The 14,229-nt window shown below is 47.9% G+C and carries 13 protein-coding genes and 1 pseudogene; 3 read left to right on the forward strand and 11 right to left on the reverse strand.

Annotation, left to right across the window (positions count from 1 at the left end; genetic code table 11):
• Positions 1–77 precede the first annotated feature (77 nt).
• The 4 genes from I8J29_RS09540 to I8J29_RS09555 form a co-directional block, all read right to left on the reverse strand.
• Positions 78–968, reverse strand: coding sequence for a carbohydrate ABC transporter permease (locus I8J29_RS09540; protein WP_208847381.1), 891 nt, complete (start codon positions 966–968; stop codon positions 78–80).
• 18 nt (positions 969–986) lie between these two features.
• Complete coding sequence (locus I8J29_RS09545; RefSeq protein ID WP_208847382.1) at positions 987–1,934, reverse strand: ABC transporter permease; 948 nt, start codon at positions 1,932–1,934, stop codon at positions 987–989.
• A 271-nt stretch (positions 1,935–2,205) separates the two neighbouring features.
• Positions 2,206–3,972 carry a sensor histidine kinase gene (locus tag I8J29_RS09550; RefSeq protein WP_208847383.1) on the reverse strand — a complete coding sequence of 589 codons (1,767 nt, stop codon included), beginning with the start codon at positions 3,970–3,972 and terminating at the stop codon, positions 2,206–2,208.
• A complete protein-coding gene (locus tag I8J29_RS09555) occupies positions 3,960–5,570 on the reverse strand; it encodes a response regulator (RefSeq protein ID WP_208847384.1) in 1,611 nt (536 codons plus the stop codon). Before I8J29_RS09555 ends, I8J29_RS09550 begins: the two co-directional genes overlap by 13 nt.
• Before the next feature lie 230 nt (positions 5,571–5,800).
• On the opposite strand from I8J29_RS09555, the gene I8J29_RS09560 reads away from it, so the two are divergent.
• A complete protein-coding gene (locus I8J29_RS09560) occupies positions 5,801–6,478 on the forward strand; it encodes an SOS response-associated peptidase (protein ID WP_208847385.1) in 678 nt (225 codons plus the stop codon).
• A 169-nt stretch (positions 6,479–6,647) separates the two neighbouring features.
• Positions 6,648–6,776 carry a sporulation protein YjcZ gene (locus I8J29_RS09565; RefSeq protein WP_208847386.1) on the forward strand — a complete coding sequence of 43 codons (129 nt, stop codon included), beginning with the start codon at positions 6,648–6,650 and terminating at the stop codon, positions 6,774–6,776.
• A gap of 159 nt (positions 6,777–6,935) precedes the next feature.
• Here I8J29_RS09565 and I8J29_RS34605 read toward each other — a convergent pair.
• The 6 genes and pseudogenes from I8J29_RS34605 to I8J29_RS09590 all read right to left on the reverse strand — a co-directional run.
• Positions 6,936–7,043, reverse strand: a pseudogene (locus I8J29_RS34605) (WGxxGxxG family protein); the annotation flags it as partial.
• 206 nt (positions 7,044–7,249) lie between these two features.
• The gene (locus tag I8J29_RS09570) at positions 7,250–7,942 is read right to left on the reverse strand and encodes an SLAC1 family transporter (RefSeq protein WP_208847387.1); all 693 of its coding nucleotides are present in this window, start codon (positions 7,940–7,942) and stop codon (positions 7,250–7,252) included.
• Positions 7,943–7,999: 57 nt separating this feature from the next.
• Positions 8,000–9,097, reverse strand: coding sequence for a GerAB/ArcD/ProY family transporter (locus tag I8J29_RS09575; protein ID WP_208847388.1), 1,098 nt, complete (start codon positions 9,095–9,097; stop codon positions 8,000–8,002).
• A gap of 246 nt (positions 9,098–9,343) precedes the next feature.
• Complete coding sequence (locus tag I8J29_RS09580; RefSeq protein WP_208847389.1) at positions 9,344–10,546, reverse strand: Ger(x)C family spore germination protein; 1,203 nt, start codon at positions 10,544–10,546, stop codon at positions 9,344–9,346.
• A complete protein-coding gene (locus I8J29_RS09585) occupies positions 10,497–11,987 on the reverse strand; it encodes a spore germination protein (protein WP_208847390.1) in 1,491 nt (496 codons plus the stop codon). The genes I8J29_RS09580 and I8J29_RS09585 overlap by 50 nt, the downstream gene beginning before the upstream one ends.
• A gap of 137 nt (positions 11,988–12,124) precedes the next feature.
• Entirely contained in the window at positions 12,125–12,454 is a 330-nt protein-coding gene (locus I8J29_RS09590) for a thioredoxin family protein (protein WP_208847391.1), read from the reverse strand.
• 367 nt (positions 12,455–12,821) lie between these two features.
• Between I8J29_RS09590 and I8J29_RS09595 the strand changes: the two genes are divergently transcribed.
• Positions 12,822–13,172 carry a putative quinol monooxygenase gene (locus tag I8J29_RS09595; protein ID WP_208847392.1) on the forward strand — a complete coding sequence of 117 codons (351 nt, stop codon included), beginning with the start codon at positions 12,822–12,824 and terminating at the stop codon, positions 13,170–13,172.
• An 80-nt stretch (positions 13,173–13,252) separates the two neighbouring features.
• On the opposite strand, the gene I8J29_RS09600 is transcribed toward I8J29_RS09595, so the two are convergent.
• Positions 13,253–14,038: a sulfite exporter TauE/SafE family protein gene (locus I8J29_RS09600; RefSeq protein WP_208847522.1), complete on the reverse strand. Its 786-nt coding sequence runs from the start codon at positions 14,036–14,038 to the stop codon at positions 13,253–13,255.
• Between the last annotated feature and the right edge of the window lie 191 nt (positions 14,039–14,229).

Genomic DNA, 14,229 nt, shown 5'->3' on the forward strand with positions numbered 1-14,229 from the left:
TTGCAATGCTATATTGTTATCACCCGGACCCGTATCGATGAAGGCCCGTGTGCGACAACCGTTCATCGCGTTTTTCGTCAGCCCTTGACCGAGCCGAGCAGCATCCCCTTCACGAAGAAGCGCTGCAGGAACGGGTAGACGACGAGTATCGGCAAGGTGGTGACAACGATGGTGGCCATCTTGAGCGTGAAAGGCTGCGACCGCGCCTCCGACATCATCATCTGCAGCTGCGCGCTCGATCCGAGCATGCCCATATTGTTCTCCACGACCAGCTCCCGCAGGACGACCTGAAGCGGCCAGAGCGCCCGATCGGAGATATACAGGGTAGCGGCAAAATAGCTGTTCCAGTAGCCGACCGCGGAGAAGATCGCGAAGGTGGCGAGCGCCGGGAGCGACAGCGGCAGAATGACTCGAAACAGTACATGAAGCTCGTTCGCCCCGTCGATGATCGCCGCCTCCTCGAGCGCCGCCGGAACGGTCGTCCGGATGAACGTCATCATGAGCAGCAAGTTAAATACACTGATGCAGCCCGGCAGGATGAGCGCCCATACGCTGTCGTAGATACCGAGCCACTTGACCAGCAGATAATTCGGTACAAGCCCGCCGTTGAAGAACATCGTGAAGACGACAAAGGACAGAATGACGTTGCGCCCTTTCAGGCCGGGCTTCGTCAGCGGGTAGGCTGACAGCAGCAGAAGCAGCAGCGTCAGCAGCGTGCCGACGACCGTAATCAGAACGGTGATTTTATAGCCGGAGTAGAACAGGTCGAAATGAAACAGCTGGCGGTATGCCGCAAAATCGAGCCGGCGGGGAATGAGCCGGAACGGATTGGCCAGATAATCCGAATAGTTCATGATCGAATACGACAGCACATAGAGCATCGGCAGTACGCATGAGAGCGAAAATAACGCAATAACCGTGTAACTGATGCCTCCGACCAGCCAGTCATCGAATTGCCTTTTTCCCATGAGGGTCACCTCCCGCTGTTACCATATGCCTTCCTCCCCGAACTTGCGGGATATCCGGTGCGCCGAGTACAGCAGCACCAGGCCGATGACGGAATTGAATAGTCCGACGGTCGTCGCGAACGAGAATCGACCAGACAGCAGCCCAAGGCTGTACGTATACGTCTCGAATACCTCCGATACGGTCTTGTTCGCGCCGTTCTGGAAAATAAACACCTGCTCGAAACCATTGCTCATGATTTGGCCGATCCGCAGAATGAGCAATATGATGATCGTCGAGCGGATCGAGGGCAGCGTAATATGCACAATTCGGTTCAGCCTCCCTGCCCCATCCATGACAGCCGATTCATACAAATCCGGATTAATCGACGCAATGGCCGCCAGATAGATGATCGTGTCCCAGCCGGAATCCTTCCAGATGCTTGTCAGTACGATGAGCGGGCGGAAGTACGCGGTATCGGTCAGGAACGAAACGGGCTGAATACCCAACCTTTCAAAGACGATGTTGATGACGCCCCAGGTCGGGGATAGAAACGTAACGATCAGCCCGCCAACGACGACCCAGGAGACGAAATAAGGCAAATAGATCATCGTCTGGGTTATCCTTTTAAAGGCAATCCGCCTGATTTCGTTCAGCATAAGAGCCAGCAGAATCGGCACCGGGAACGTGAAGATTAGCCGTAGAAGGCTTAAGCACAGCGAATTCCAAAATACCCGATAGAAGTCGTGCAGACCGAACATATAGCGGAAGTTATCCCAGCCGACCCATGGACTGCCGGTAATGCCTTTGACAAAATTGAAATTCTCGAAGGCGATAATAATGCCGTACATGGGTACGTACTGAAACACGATGAAGTAGATGACGCAAGGCAGGAGAAGCAGATATAAATATTTGTGTCGTATCAGGTACGACAGCGCTGGATGGCGTCCCGCCTCCACGAAGACGGCGGCCGGGCTTGCTTTTGACATGGAATACCCCCTTAATTTCCGGATTCGTACGTGCTTGCCGTGCTCGTGTACTCATTATCTTCCGGTGGCCTAGGGGTGTAAATGAAGAGACGAATTGTCATTTTTCCGGCAGCGGCCGGGGAACTAGGCTCATTTTTGAGGACGAAACCACTCTATTGGACAAAAAAATAAAGCGCTCACACATTAGTGCAAGCGCTTTATTTATCAATGGCTCTCCGCCGCCGGATGACCCTAATCTGTGCAGTTGATCTGTGCAACATGAAGGAATCAGTCATGCCATCTGGATGGGTTTGAGCGGTTGTGTAATTATCACGGTTGTTCCGACTCCCGCTTCGCTCGCAATATCGATACCGTACTGGAGGCCCTGAATGAGTCGGATGCGCCGGTCCACGTTGGAAATGCCGTAGCCGCCGTACGTCCGCGATTGTACCTCACCCCGTTGAATGTCGACGAGACGCTCCGGCGATATTCCGGCGCCGTCGTCCGCTACCTCGTATACGAGCTTGTCACCTCTGATGCGGGCGGAGACGACAATATGCAGCACGCGGCCGTCAATGCGCCGCCCATGGAAGATCGCATTCTCCACCATAGGTTGAAGCACCAGGCGGACCGTCGTGTAGGCAAGCGTCTCTTCGTCCGCCTGTACCTGAATGTCGATATCGTCATCGTAGCGCATTTTCTGCAGATAGATATAGGATTGCAGATGCTCAAGCTCCTTGCCGACGGAGATGAAATCGCCTCTGCTGCTAAGTGAAATTCGGAAAAACGAGGACAGCACATCGATTGCCTCTCTCACGTTCAGCATGTCGCGGTTGACGACCATCCGGCGGATGCCCGAGAGCGTATTAAAGATGAAATGCGTGTTGATTTGCGATCGTAATGCATCCATTTCCGCCTTTTGCCGCTGTTCGCCCTCCTCCTTGATCTCATGAATCAGCAGCTTGAGTTCAGCGCGGGTCGCATCCATCGCGGTGCTGAGCATGCTGAACTCGTCCGTCCCCGGAATTGGAATGTCACGGTCGAATTCCCCCTTGCGGATGAGCTGAATCTTCTTGTTCAGCATGACCATCCGCTTGTTTAGCCGGCTCGAGAAAATTACCGTGAGCAGCAGCGCGAGCAGGATTGAGACCAGCGAGATTAGCAGAATGGAGTGATTTACCTCGCGCAGCTCGTCCCGAACCAGCCCGGTCACCTCGACGGCCGCAACGACGGACCAGCCGTTGTCGGTGACGCCCTTGGCGGCAACGTATTCAACGCCATCCATGGCCTTGTATTCCAACCCTTGCTTGATTTGCAAAAACTGCCGCTCCGGCCCGTTTACCGCTGATGTCGGCAGGCCAAGCAGACTCCGGTTCGTGCTGGACATGACGGTACCGTCGTCATTCAGCACATAGATTTGATATTGGGGACCGCCTCTGGAAATTAGACCGAACAGGTCCGTCTCGTAGATACGCAGTTCCAACAGGCTCGCGCCACTCAGCTCGGAAGCAGGGAGCCGGCTGAACAAGGCGAATACCTTCTGCCCGCGATCGTCCTTCCACGTTGGCTTCCATGCGATATTATCCGAATCGAGGCGAAGCGGGTCATAAACTTGCCGCTTCATGTCCTCCTCCATATGGAGGGTGACATCTCCATCCTTGATAAGATTACGGTCTTGGCTGTAGAGGGCAATATGGGCCAGGCTGGCGACATTGCTGTACATCATGGCCGAGATGTAGTTTTTAATGTTCTCGTAGCTGGGCTCCGCTTCGTCCGGGTCGTCGTTTTGCACATCATTCATAAAGTTCTGATCGCTCAGCAGAAACGTCGACATCCTCGTATAATACTGCAGCCGCGTCTCAATGTTGTGCGCCGTCTGCTCGACAATATAATTTAACATACCCGTACTTTGCTTCAGAATGCGGTCGCGCATCGTCATCTGATAGGCGCCGGCCGTTAACGCAATGATCGAAAGCGAGATGAACAAGAAGGAGATAAACAACTGCCAGCGGAATTTCAGTCGGCCGAGCAGCGGGCTTGGGCTCCTTACTCCGCGCATGCATCATCCGGTCCCTTCTCCGTCAGGCGATAGTCGCCCGGCGTCATGCCGGTATGCTTCTTGAACATGCGATGGTAATAGGGAGTGTTCTCGTAGCCGCTCAACTTGGCGACCTCATGAATGCTGAGCGAAGGGTCTCGGAGCAGCCCCATGGATACCGTAATCCGATACTTGTTGATATAGTCATTGAGGCTGATGCTCATCTTCGCCTTAAAGGCAGCACCTAAGTAATTGGGCGTGAAATGCATCGCACCGGCAATCGACTCAACGGAAAGAGGCGTTCCGTAATGCTCGCTCACGATATGCTTAATTTGGGCGATTAACGGATCCTCGACCTCCTGTTTGTCGTTTCTGATCTTGCGTATCAGAAGGCGGACGCGATGATGCAGGTTGTCGCGGATATCGGCGGCGGTCCGCTTCCTCGCCAGATCAGACCAGCACCCGATCTCCTCATCGATACCGGCGAACGGCTCGAAACCCTGGCCTCTTGTCGCGTCGACCAGTACGGAGAGAACCGACAATCCGACCCCGCACACGAAAGACGGATCGCCTGTCCAGTGCTGCTCGTCCAGACACAAGTCGACCAACCCGTCAAGCTCCTGCTCTCCACCCTGTCTCAGTAACCGGGGAGTACCCTCCTTTAGCTGCAATAGTGCCTCGGACACGGCGGTATAGTCACCGCCCGCTGACTCCGAACCGCCTGGATCCGATCCAGTCAGTGAAAGGGAATTCGCTGCACCGCGGCCAACTTGCCGCGACGCATCGAGATAAGCCTCCTCCAGAGTCATCGTCCCTGGATAAATGCGATAGACCGTCTGTAGCTCTAGACCGAGCGATTGCCGAATGTGGTCAACCATTTGGCGAGACGCCTGCGACAGCAGCAGGGAGACGTCGGATGGCAACGCGTGCGAGCGGAACACTACGGCAATTTCGCTAGCCGAGAGCTTGGCGCATACCGCGTTCTTCCATTCCGGGACGATATTATGGAACGCGCTCTTAATCTCCTCGGATCTAATCTTAACCGATCGATCCCAGCTGATTAGAAGCAGACAGATATGTCCTTCGACTTCTAGCAGCCAGTCAAGGCCGATGCCCTGCAGCAGCGACTCGGGCTCCTCGTTAATGCCAAGCAGTGCGCTGCGGACGACGCTCTCCCGCAGAACCGGCCCGCTAAGTGAGAGGTTGTTCCGTAAACGCTCGTAGATCGCGCCCTGCATCCGTTCCTCGATACACTTGTCAGCGGCCTTCTTGACGACGCGCAGCAGCTCTTCGTCGTTAATCGGCTTGAGCACGTAGCCAAAGGCGTTCAGATTGGCCGCCTCGCGGGCATAACCGAATTCCTCATAGGCGCTGCAAAATATGATTTTAATCGCAGGGTCGATTGCACTTACCATTCTGGCCATCTCTACGCCGTCCATAACGGGCATTTTCACATCGGTAATGATGATGTCCGGGCGGGATTGCATCGCCATATCAACTGCCTGTTTACCGTTCCATGCATCGCCGATTACTTCGCTCCCGATAAGGCTCCAATCGACCGACCGGCACAACGCCCGGCGCTCAACCGTTTCATCATCGACAATCAACAGTTTAATCATTCGCTCACCCCTTTAGCTCTCAATATAAGAAACCGCTTACAATAGTTCACTGGGAAGGTCGTGTTTACTAACAACTTTGAATTATTTAAAGAAAATTTGCAAGCGGATTCATAGTTAAGAGCAATGGTAGGATCACATCTGTTCATGGTGCTCTGTTAAAAAATGCTTGAGGGAGCTTTTAAATAAGAGGTTTATAATGAGTATATCTACCTTCAAGAGGGGGAATTGTCATGTGTGGACGGTATACGATCAATGTAACGCTTGAAGAGCTTATGCAGATCTTCTTGGTTGAGCAATCTAATTATCCGCTAAAGCCCAATTATAACGTTGCACCTACTCAAACTGTTCCGGTAATTCTTCAGGAAGAAGGAAAGCGCGTCCTTGAAGGATTTCATTGGGGATTGGTACCTTTTTGGGCGAAGGATAAAAAAGCAGGATTTAAAATGATTAACGCCCGAGCAGAAACCGTTGCTGAAAAGCCAGCTTTCGGACGATTATTGAATAGTCGACGTGTCATTATCCCGGCAGATGGATTTTACGAGTGGAGAAAAGATGGGAAAGAGAAACAGCCGTATAGGTTTCAGCTGAAAGACAAGTCGGCGTTTGGGTTCGCAGGGCTCTGGGATGAATGGACTCAACCGAACGGAGAAAACCTACGGAGCTGCACCATTATTACGACGACCCCAAACGCGCTTGTTGAAGACGTTCATGACCGCATGCCGGTTATTCTTGAACGGGATACAGTGAAGGCTTGGCTTGATCCTAAAACCAACAAAGAGTTTCTGCAAAATTTCCTTGTTCCTTATCCTGCGGATAAAATGATACGCTATCCGGTTTCGAAAGATGTAGGGAATGTCAAGAATAACGGGGCAGGCTTACTCGAAGAGGTTGCATTGAATTCTAAATAAATACTACATTCGCTCCTATCTGGTGGTTACCTGCCGGTTGGTTAATTAATCAACGCCATTCTTACTGGTCTTGTACCTGGTCGTTCGCCCCTTTATGACAACAGCCCATACACGTTGCCCATATCCACATATACTGAGGTGTACCTCTCAATTAAAGGAGCTGACCACAATGGGCTATGGTAACGTTGGTGGCGTAGGTTGTGGACCTGTCGGTGGTTTCGGTGGCGGCAATGTATTAGGCTTTATTCTTGTACTGTTCATTCTGTTAGTCATCATCTCGCGGGGATGCTTTTTTTAAGTAAATGAACTTCATTTATAGACCTGAGTGCGTCAACCTCCCAGTTCATTAGCATTGCATGCGGATAGGGTCTGCTAACCGGACAGTAGGCCTCCCTTTGAAAAGGTAAAAGCCCCAGCGAACAATCGCCGGGGCCTTTGTTTTCTTGCTGGTCGATTTCTATTCCGGTTCACGATTATGACTGCGGCCTCTCAAGCCGATCAAACCGAGCAATTCTAACCAACCCAACCAGTCCCAATTCATACCATTGTCATCATTCGCTGCATTTGCTCGATAGTTGCCGCCCGACGCTTCCTAAGTTGAATGTAATCAGGGCATTTATGGAAGTCACCAGGTACATCTTGATGGTTAAGTCCTAACGAAATTCCCATTAGGACGGTATAATTAGGAATTCGATACGAGCGCCGAAACGTTCCCTTCAGGCCTGTTATTTTGACGCCCATTGACAGTCGAAAAGAGCCCGAGATCTCTCCTCAGGCTCCTTCATAAATAGACCGTTCCTCAAAAGGTGCGATTAAAATTAATAACGAGGGGTTCATGACTGCTGACATGGGTTCTTGCTGTATTAACCGTGAAACAATCATCGTCAAAAAAATAAGCGCTGCTATACTCCCTATCGCAAAACAAAACAGATTCCATTCATGTGCCCAACCAAATGGCATCGTTACGCCGGTAACGGGTACATTTAAAATGGCTACCACGGGAATTAACATTGCAGGGACAGCATGTAGTTGATCCTGTTTAACCCTAAATAATCGAGAAACCAAAACGTAACATAGTAGTATGGTAAGAATTGTTCCTACTATCCATACCGTTTGGCCAAGGAGTTGGCTGTAAGGCAAAATAATGGAGGAAATGAGCAGGATTCCGACGGTTATTGCTCCAAAGAAATTTCCGGCAATTGGATGTGAAAGCTCAGCGTGAACGACTTGCGGGAAATTTATCCACTTTATCATGTAACAAATACTTAGAAACGCAAATATGACGATGGCCATCAAACCAATCCATGCTGAAATTACAGAAGAGGTTCCAAACAAATGATGAGACGACCTCCAGGCAAGCGAAAGGCCCGCTATTCCCATAACCGAACCGTATGTATTCACAGATAGAAATCGAAGTGCAGATTCGTTGGTTTTTCCGATGCTAGATGTTCTCGATGATCCCATGTTATGGCCTCATTTATCTATTGTGATGTACAAAGGAATAGCTGTTCGCTGCCGTAATCAACTGATCGCATTGTCTCTCTTCCTCTTTATCAAGGTCATAACGGCTAACAAGATGGGAAAAGCGACACACGGGATCAAGGAAGAAAGCGGATATATTTTTGTTCCATAGGTAAAATGATCCGCGGTGCGAATAAAACTTTTGCAAGCATGTGCGAAGAAAAGGAGCCCGATTGCCAACACAAACGGCTTCATTTTAGAAATGCCAAAAACATGCCTTGCCACAAGCGTAAATACGTATTGCATGACAACCATGTATACCATCGTCAGGACCGTCCAAAGACCCACTAACAACACTTCAATTCGCTCCAAATATTCGCCTAATTTCACCAATTGGATCGTCGAAAAAAACGGGTACGCCGAAGTGTCAACGAAGTTAAACCCCAGAGAGCTTAAAGTAAGATAAGAAATCATAATCAAATACAAACCCGACAACAAGATTGCAATCATACAGGACGGAAAAATTCTCTTCATGTTTTCCACGCGCGACATGAGAAACCCGAATGTAATCATTTGGGAAAAAGTAAATGTAAATAGATGCATGCTTCCGATTACCCGATTAGGTATCGAGCTCTTGAGTTGCGGCAGAAAAGGATTCGTCTGGATTTCTGGAATGATAAATAGACATGTGATTAGAAATCCAATTAAAAACAGTGGGAGAATGACTAAGTTGCTTCGAGCTAATGTCCCAAGGCCGATATAAACGGCATAGGTTGAACAAGCTGCATAGACCATGATCAGATAATCTGAATGCGTCTTCGGTAAAATCACAGTCGTATAGAACATGGATACCGCCCTGAAACTTCCCGATGCGGACTCCAAGTTATTTAGCAGATAGATGCTTAGCATCACTTTGCTCAGCCACTTTCCAAGCAGCTTATCGCAAATTTCAGTCAGGTTATGATTCGGATACTGACGTTGAACGTACGTAATAATCCCGAGCAAGGCGATTCCGGCTACGATATTGAAAAGGTTAGCGATCCAAACATCCTGTTTCATTAGCTTGGTCTCGGTTAGGAACACACTTTCGAAGCCTGCGATAAATCCGAACAGCAACCAACCCAACTGAAGATGAGTTATTTTCTCCTGCACGTTCATTGACCCACCTTTTCAACTACTCAATAGATGCTTAAAGATGTACCGGGATAGCGGAGAATAGAAGCTGCTGTACATCTTTTCGACTGTCGGCCAAGTATTCCTCAAATAAGGAGCACTATACCCTGCAGTGAATGTGCAAAGAAGCAGCATCGTTACGGCATCGGATATGCTGCCTCGTTTGCGCAGCACTAAAAAATAGGTGATGCCATAGCAAAGAGAGCCGATAAAAAAAACCGTGTTTACCATTTAGGAATTCTCCTTTATAGAAGTGGTCATGCCCGATTTATCAAACATAACGGTAACGTGAACTTGAATTGGAATGGTGGGGTAAAGCTCCTCCCAATCCTTGTGAATGGTTTCCCATGCCTGTGGGTGGTATTGCATATAATATTCAGACAGTCCGAGAACATCGATTTTCAAGTTTTGTTGGAAATGTTTTAAACTCATTTTAATTTTTTTTTCTAAATAGCGTGAGGCTGCTTGTTCCATCTGTAAAATGATCCGTGACTCGCCGACATCGGAATCTTCATTTACATCTTCCACGGACGCGCTGAATTTCAAGGTTACGCTTAATCTTGGGCTGCCATTTTGAATGTCGCCATGGATCTCCGAGACTTTCTCATGGAATAATGCCGAAAACTCCGAACCATCATTCGAATGAATGACTTCATTAAATTCAATGTTTCTCCAAAATTTCTTCTTCGACAATGCGGTTAAGGTTAATACGTCGCTCCCCTCTACCCACCCAGCCAATTTTTGTTTATAGATAACAGCCCCCCCATTCAAAATTAGAAACCCCTTATTGGTTGACTCTCTAAGACTGCCCGACACGAATCCTCGATTAGGATTCTGGAATAAATCCACGAAATCCTTAATCGTTATCGCCACTACTTGGCCTGACAACTTATTATTTCGGACTTGACCTAACAAGTCGTTCGGTAAGATATCGCCGGACTCCGTACCGAGTTCAAGTTTATCCGAAGCTTTTCCTGGCGTGACAATTGGATATGCCGTAAGCCGAAATTCTCTTTTCCTCGATAAATAATCCACCACTTCGTATAGAGAATGTTTTGCGGCGCTTTCACTGATCATAAAAAATTTATTATGCTGGAAAATCAAATTTTTCCCGACACTTGCCCTCAATTTTCTTGCTGCATCCAAAGGCGTTTTACCGTTAGCGCTAGAAACCCATTTGGTGAGCGAAGAAGTCTTTTCTTGGCTTGTATTCGAGGGCATGACACAATACGCGCTGAACGTGTAGTTCTTCGTTTCGGAATCGTAGTCGATCGCCGTCGCCGTTACCAACGCAATATCGCTGATCTCATTGACATCCGGCGAACAACCCACTAACGAGGCTAAGCTGACTCCCACTGAAAGAAGACAAGCGATCTTTTTTAGACTAATCCCATTCCTTCCCATGAAAATAATGAGATTGTCTTTTAGGCTCATGGGATTCATTCCTCTCGCGCTTCAATCTTCCTCTATACCTGACAGGAGGCAAGAAGATTTTCTGTACCGATTTCCGAAACCCTTCCGTTCCGAGTGGATCAAGAAACAAAACACCGCAAAACCGCAAGGAACAGATGTGGAAAATGATTACGAACATCCCTACGGATAATCCAAACATCCCTGTTAAAGCGGTCAAAAACATTAACGGAAAACGCAATAAACGAAGTGCGATAGCCGTACTATAGGTAGGAATCGTAAAGGAGGCAATTCCGGTCATCGCAACGACAATTACCATGGGTCGTGATACAATCCCCGATTGTACCGCTGCTTCCCCTATAATGAGCGCTCCTACAATGCTGACAGATTGTCCCATAATACGAGGCAGACGCAAACTCGCTTCCCGAAGCACCTCGAAAGCGACCTCCATAATTAAGGCTTCTATAAAAGTAGGAAAGGGAATCCCTGCCTTCGCGGAAAGAAACGTCATGAGCAGCGGGGTTGGAATCATTTCGAGATGGAACGTAGTCAATGCAATATAAAATGAGGGACCGCTTAGGGATACAATCAACGTAATGAGGCGGATGATACGCAAGAAATTAGCGAAATAAAACCGCTCGAATTGATCTTCGCTGGGATGAAGCATTTCAAAAAAAGTACTCGGGGCGATAAGGGCGTTAGGCGTTCCATCCGTCATAATGACAATCTTCCCTCGATTCATAGCCGTGACGACTCGATCGGGTCTTTCCGAATTCAAAATTTGAGGGAAAGGCGAGAACGTGCTATCTTGAATCCATTCTTCAATCTGAGTACTGTCCGATAGGAAATCCAATTGAATGGAATCGATGCGGTGGCATAGCTCGTTTAATACATTGGGATCAACCCGATCACCGAGGTACAGAATCATCACTTTAGTCTGACTTTCATCTCCGATTACGAATGACTTCGCTTTCAAGTGGGGCGATTTTATTCGACGTAAAACCATGCCCACGTTTTTTTGCAAGTCCTCCGTGAAGCCTTCTCGCGGTCCGCGGACGTTCAATTCAATCTGCGGTTCGTCTATGGCTCGAGTCTCAAAACCGGGCAACTTCGTGGCATAGGCTTCCGCTTGCCCTTTAAGGAACACTACGAAATGGGCATCTGCTATATGATTGATGATTTCATTAATCTCGGTGAGAATGCTGACTTCGCCCAGCGTAAACAGTGAATTCAATAAAACCTCATTCGTTGGTCCGTTTTCTTTTCGTAGATCTAGATTCATTTTTCGTATTATGTGTTGATTTAATCGTTTTTCATCTACAAGTGAGTTTAAATAAACGATTACAGCTTCATCGTCCGTAACCGATCCATCGAGATTTCGAATAATTAACAGTTCGTTTCCAGCGTAAATGCGTTTCAACTCTTGCAGCAAGTTCGCGCAGGTTGACATATGTAATGGTTCCACCCTAATCCTCCCCTCATTATCACCGTCAGTATGTCCTTAATTTGGAATTTCGATTCGCAATCGATGCCGTTCAAAATAATGGCATAAAAAAACCTGCTCAACGAACGAGCAGGCCATTCCAGCACATCTCCAACTCTTCAGCATGTATCTCCCAAGACTGCATGGCGGATTATGGTCTGCCGTAGCACATCCTTACTTTGCGGACCCATAAGCGTTTCGACTTGATAACCATTCTTAAATAACATGAAGGTCGGTACTCGCTTCACCCCATATTCCATTGCGAGCTCGGTTTCTTGTTCAATATCGATTTTCACAATCGTAGCTTGATGTTTTACCTCATCGGCTAGCTCCTCTGTAATAACAAGCTGTTGTTCGCATTCGGATCCTGACTTACAAAAGTTTACAAGCGTAATACCATGATCAATTTGTTCGCGGAAATGTTCACTTGTTAAAGAAACTACCTTCATCCGCTTCTCCTCCATTAATCAGTCACATGATAACTTCAAGATTCTTCAAGATTAAGTTCTTACTATTCTCTATTTGAATTTTTTTATACAGTCTGTTTTTAACCATCAAATTTTTTAAATACATCTAACAGTTTGCCATTTCATTCATTAGAGTTACATAAATGATTACCGAGCATGACATCCTATTCATAATGGTCAATTGAACCAAATGTTAGAAGTATTTAGTTGTTTAAACCTAACAATTGGCGCTGCCAGTTCCAAATTGCGGATTGTAATCTGGCATCCAGGCCAGGCCTTCCCGTGAATTCCGGATATAATCTGAAGTATTCTCGGATACAAAAACAAAAACTTAAAATGAGGAGTTCTAATGATGAACCAAATCGAACAAAGTGTAATTATAGCTCGTTTTCAATTGAAGCCGGGCTCGGATAAACAAGCCTTTTTTGAGAATCTAAAGCCGTTATTTGACACGATGTCCAAAGAACCTACCTTTGTAAACGGCATTGTTCATGAAAATGTGGATCATCCCGATGAAATTTTATTTTATGAAATTTGGAACTGCTCTAAAGAGAAATGGCTGGCGGAAGAAGAAACAAAAGCTTATCGTCAAGGTCCATATACGAAGGCAGCAGCGTTCTTGCTTGGCCGAGAACTTAGTTTTTATACACCGACAGGCGAATGGGGAACTAAGATCACTGCGGGTAAACATTTTTCTTGATATGCACCAGCTCGAACAACGAAAGAAAATCCCCTTACGGTAAACATGGAAAAGAGTTCATGGGTTAGGATGAAATTAGGTTAGATAATCATTCGCAATGCGAACAACAATAAGGTGCCGCACATGATGCGGATCAGCAAAACACTGCCGATGCGCCGGGAAATGCGCGCGCCGATCCACCCGCCGAGTAATGACCCGGGAGCTAATGATAACACAAGCATCCAGTCCCACTCGCCGCGGATCAAATGCATGCCGCTGCCGAACAGCGCCGAGATGAAAATAACCGCCATCGATGTAGCGGAAGCAATATGAGGTGGGAAACGGAACAGCAGCAGCATGGTTGGGATGAGCAGTATCCCCCCGCCTATGCCGAGTAATCCGGCGATCAAACCGACAGCACCACCGACTAGCAGTGCCGGTAGCGCATTATACCCGTACGCTTGCTTGATACCGTCGACATCCGTGTACGTGCGCACATAACGCCATTTTCCCTGATACGGTTTAATCCGATTGCGGAACAAGAGCAGAATGACCATGAACAACATAAAAAAGCCGAATGCCCTCCGGAAAACTTCCGGGTGGAATAGCGAGGTCAGGCTTGCGCCTAATAATGACATTGGACCGCTCGACAACGAGAAGAACAGCGCACTGCGTAAATCTGCTTTCCTTTCCTTTACAAACGTCAGCGTCGATGTGAACGAAGTGAACACAAGCGCTCCGAGCGATACGCCCACTGCCAATGCCGTGTCGATGTCCATTCCCAGCATGGAAGGGCCAAGCAGGAGCAGTGCCGGCACGATTACAACCCCTCCGCCCAAACCGACAATGGCGCCAAATGTCGAAGCAACTAATCCGAGAATGAACATGACTAGCAGTGAGGTAAAGTCCCATGATGACAGTATTGGATACACGTACCGTTGCACCTCGTGTACTTTTCAATTTTTAAGCTTGTTTATCGTTGTTTAGGACGTTTCCACCTACAGAAATCATTATAGAGAACCCGGTCATGCTTTATACATTAGAGTTCCTCGTATCGGTTTGTTCTTGCTTATGAAGG

Source organism: Paenibacillus artemisiicola (genome assembly GCF_017652985.1).
In the GTDB taxonomy this organism is placed as follows: Bacteria; Bacillota; Bacilli; order Paenibacillales; family Paenibacillaceae; genus Paenibacillus_Z; species Paenibacillus_Z artemisiicola.

What these genes read in the sequence shown, in the direction of transcription:
- I8J29_RS09540 (WP_208847381.1), bottom strand. Translation starts at nt 968, where the DNA reads ATGGGAAAAAGGCAATTCGATGACTGGCTGGTCGGAGGCATCAGTTAC.
- I8J29_RS09545 (WP_208847382.1), bottom strand. Translation starts at nt 1,934, where the DNA reads ATGTCAAAAGCAAGCCCGGCCGCCGTCTTCGTGGAGGCGGGACGCCAT.
- I8J29_RS09550 (WP_208847383.1), bottom strand. Translation starts at nt 3,972, where the DNA reads ATGCGCGGAGTAAGGAGCCCAAGCCCGCTGCTCGGCCGACTGAAATTC.
- I8J29_RS09555 (WP_208847384.1), bottom strand. Translation starts at nt 5,570, where the DNA reads ATGATTAAACTGTTGATTGTCGATGATGAAACGGTTGAGCGCCGGGCG.
- I8J29_RS09560 (WP_208847385.1), top strand. Translation starts at nt 5,801, where the DNA reads ATGTGTGGACGGTATACGATCAATGTAACGCTTGAAGAGCTTATGCAG.
- I8J29_RS09565 (WP_208847386.1), top strand. Translation starts at nt 6,648, where the DNA reads ATGGGCTATGGTAACGTTGGTGGCGTAGGTTGTGGACCTGTCGGTGGT.
- I8J29_RS09570 (WP_208847387.1), bottom strand. Translation starts at nt 7,942, where the DNA reads ATGGGATCATCGAGAACATCTAGCATCGGAAAAACCAACGAATCTGCA.
- I8J29_RS09575 (WP_208847388.1), bottom strand. Translation starts at nt 9,097, where the DNA reads ATGAACGTGCAGGAGAAAATAACTCATCTTCAGTTGGGTTGGTTGCTG.
- I8J29_RS09580 (WP_208847389.1), bottom strand. Translation starts at nt 10,546, where the DNA reads ATGAGCCTAAAAGACAATCTCATTATTTTCATGGGAAGGAATGGGATT.
- I8J29_RS09590 (WP_208847391.1), bottom strand. Translation starts at nt 12,454, where the DNA reads ATGAAGGTAGTTTCTTTAACAAGTGAACATTTCCGCGAACAAATTGAT.
- I8J29_RS09595 (WP_208847392.1), top strand. Translation starts at nt 12,822, where the DNA reads ATGATGAACCAAATCGAACAAAGTGTAATTATAGCTCGTTTTCAATTG.
- I8J29_RS09600 (WP_208847522.1), bottom strand. Translation starts at nt 14,038, where the DNA reads ATGTTCATTCTCGGATTAGTTGCTTCGACATTTGGCGCCATTGTCGGT.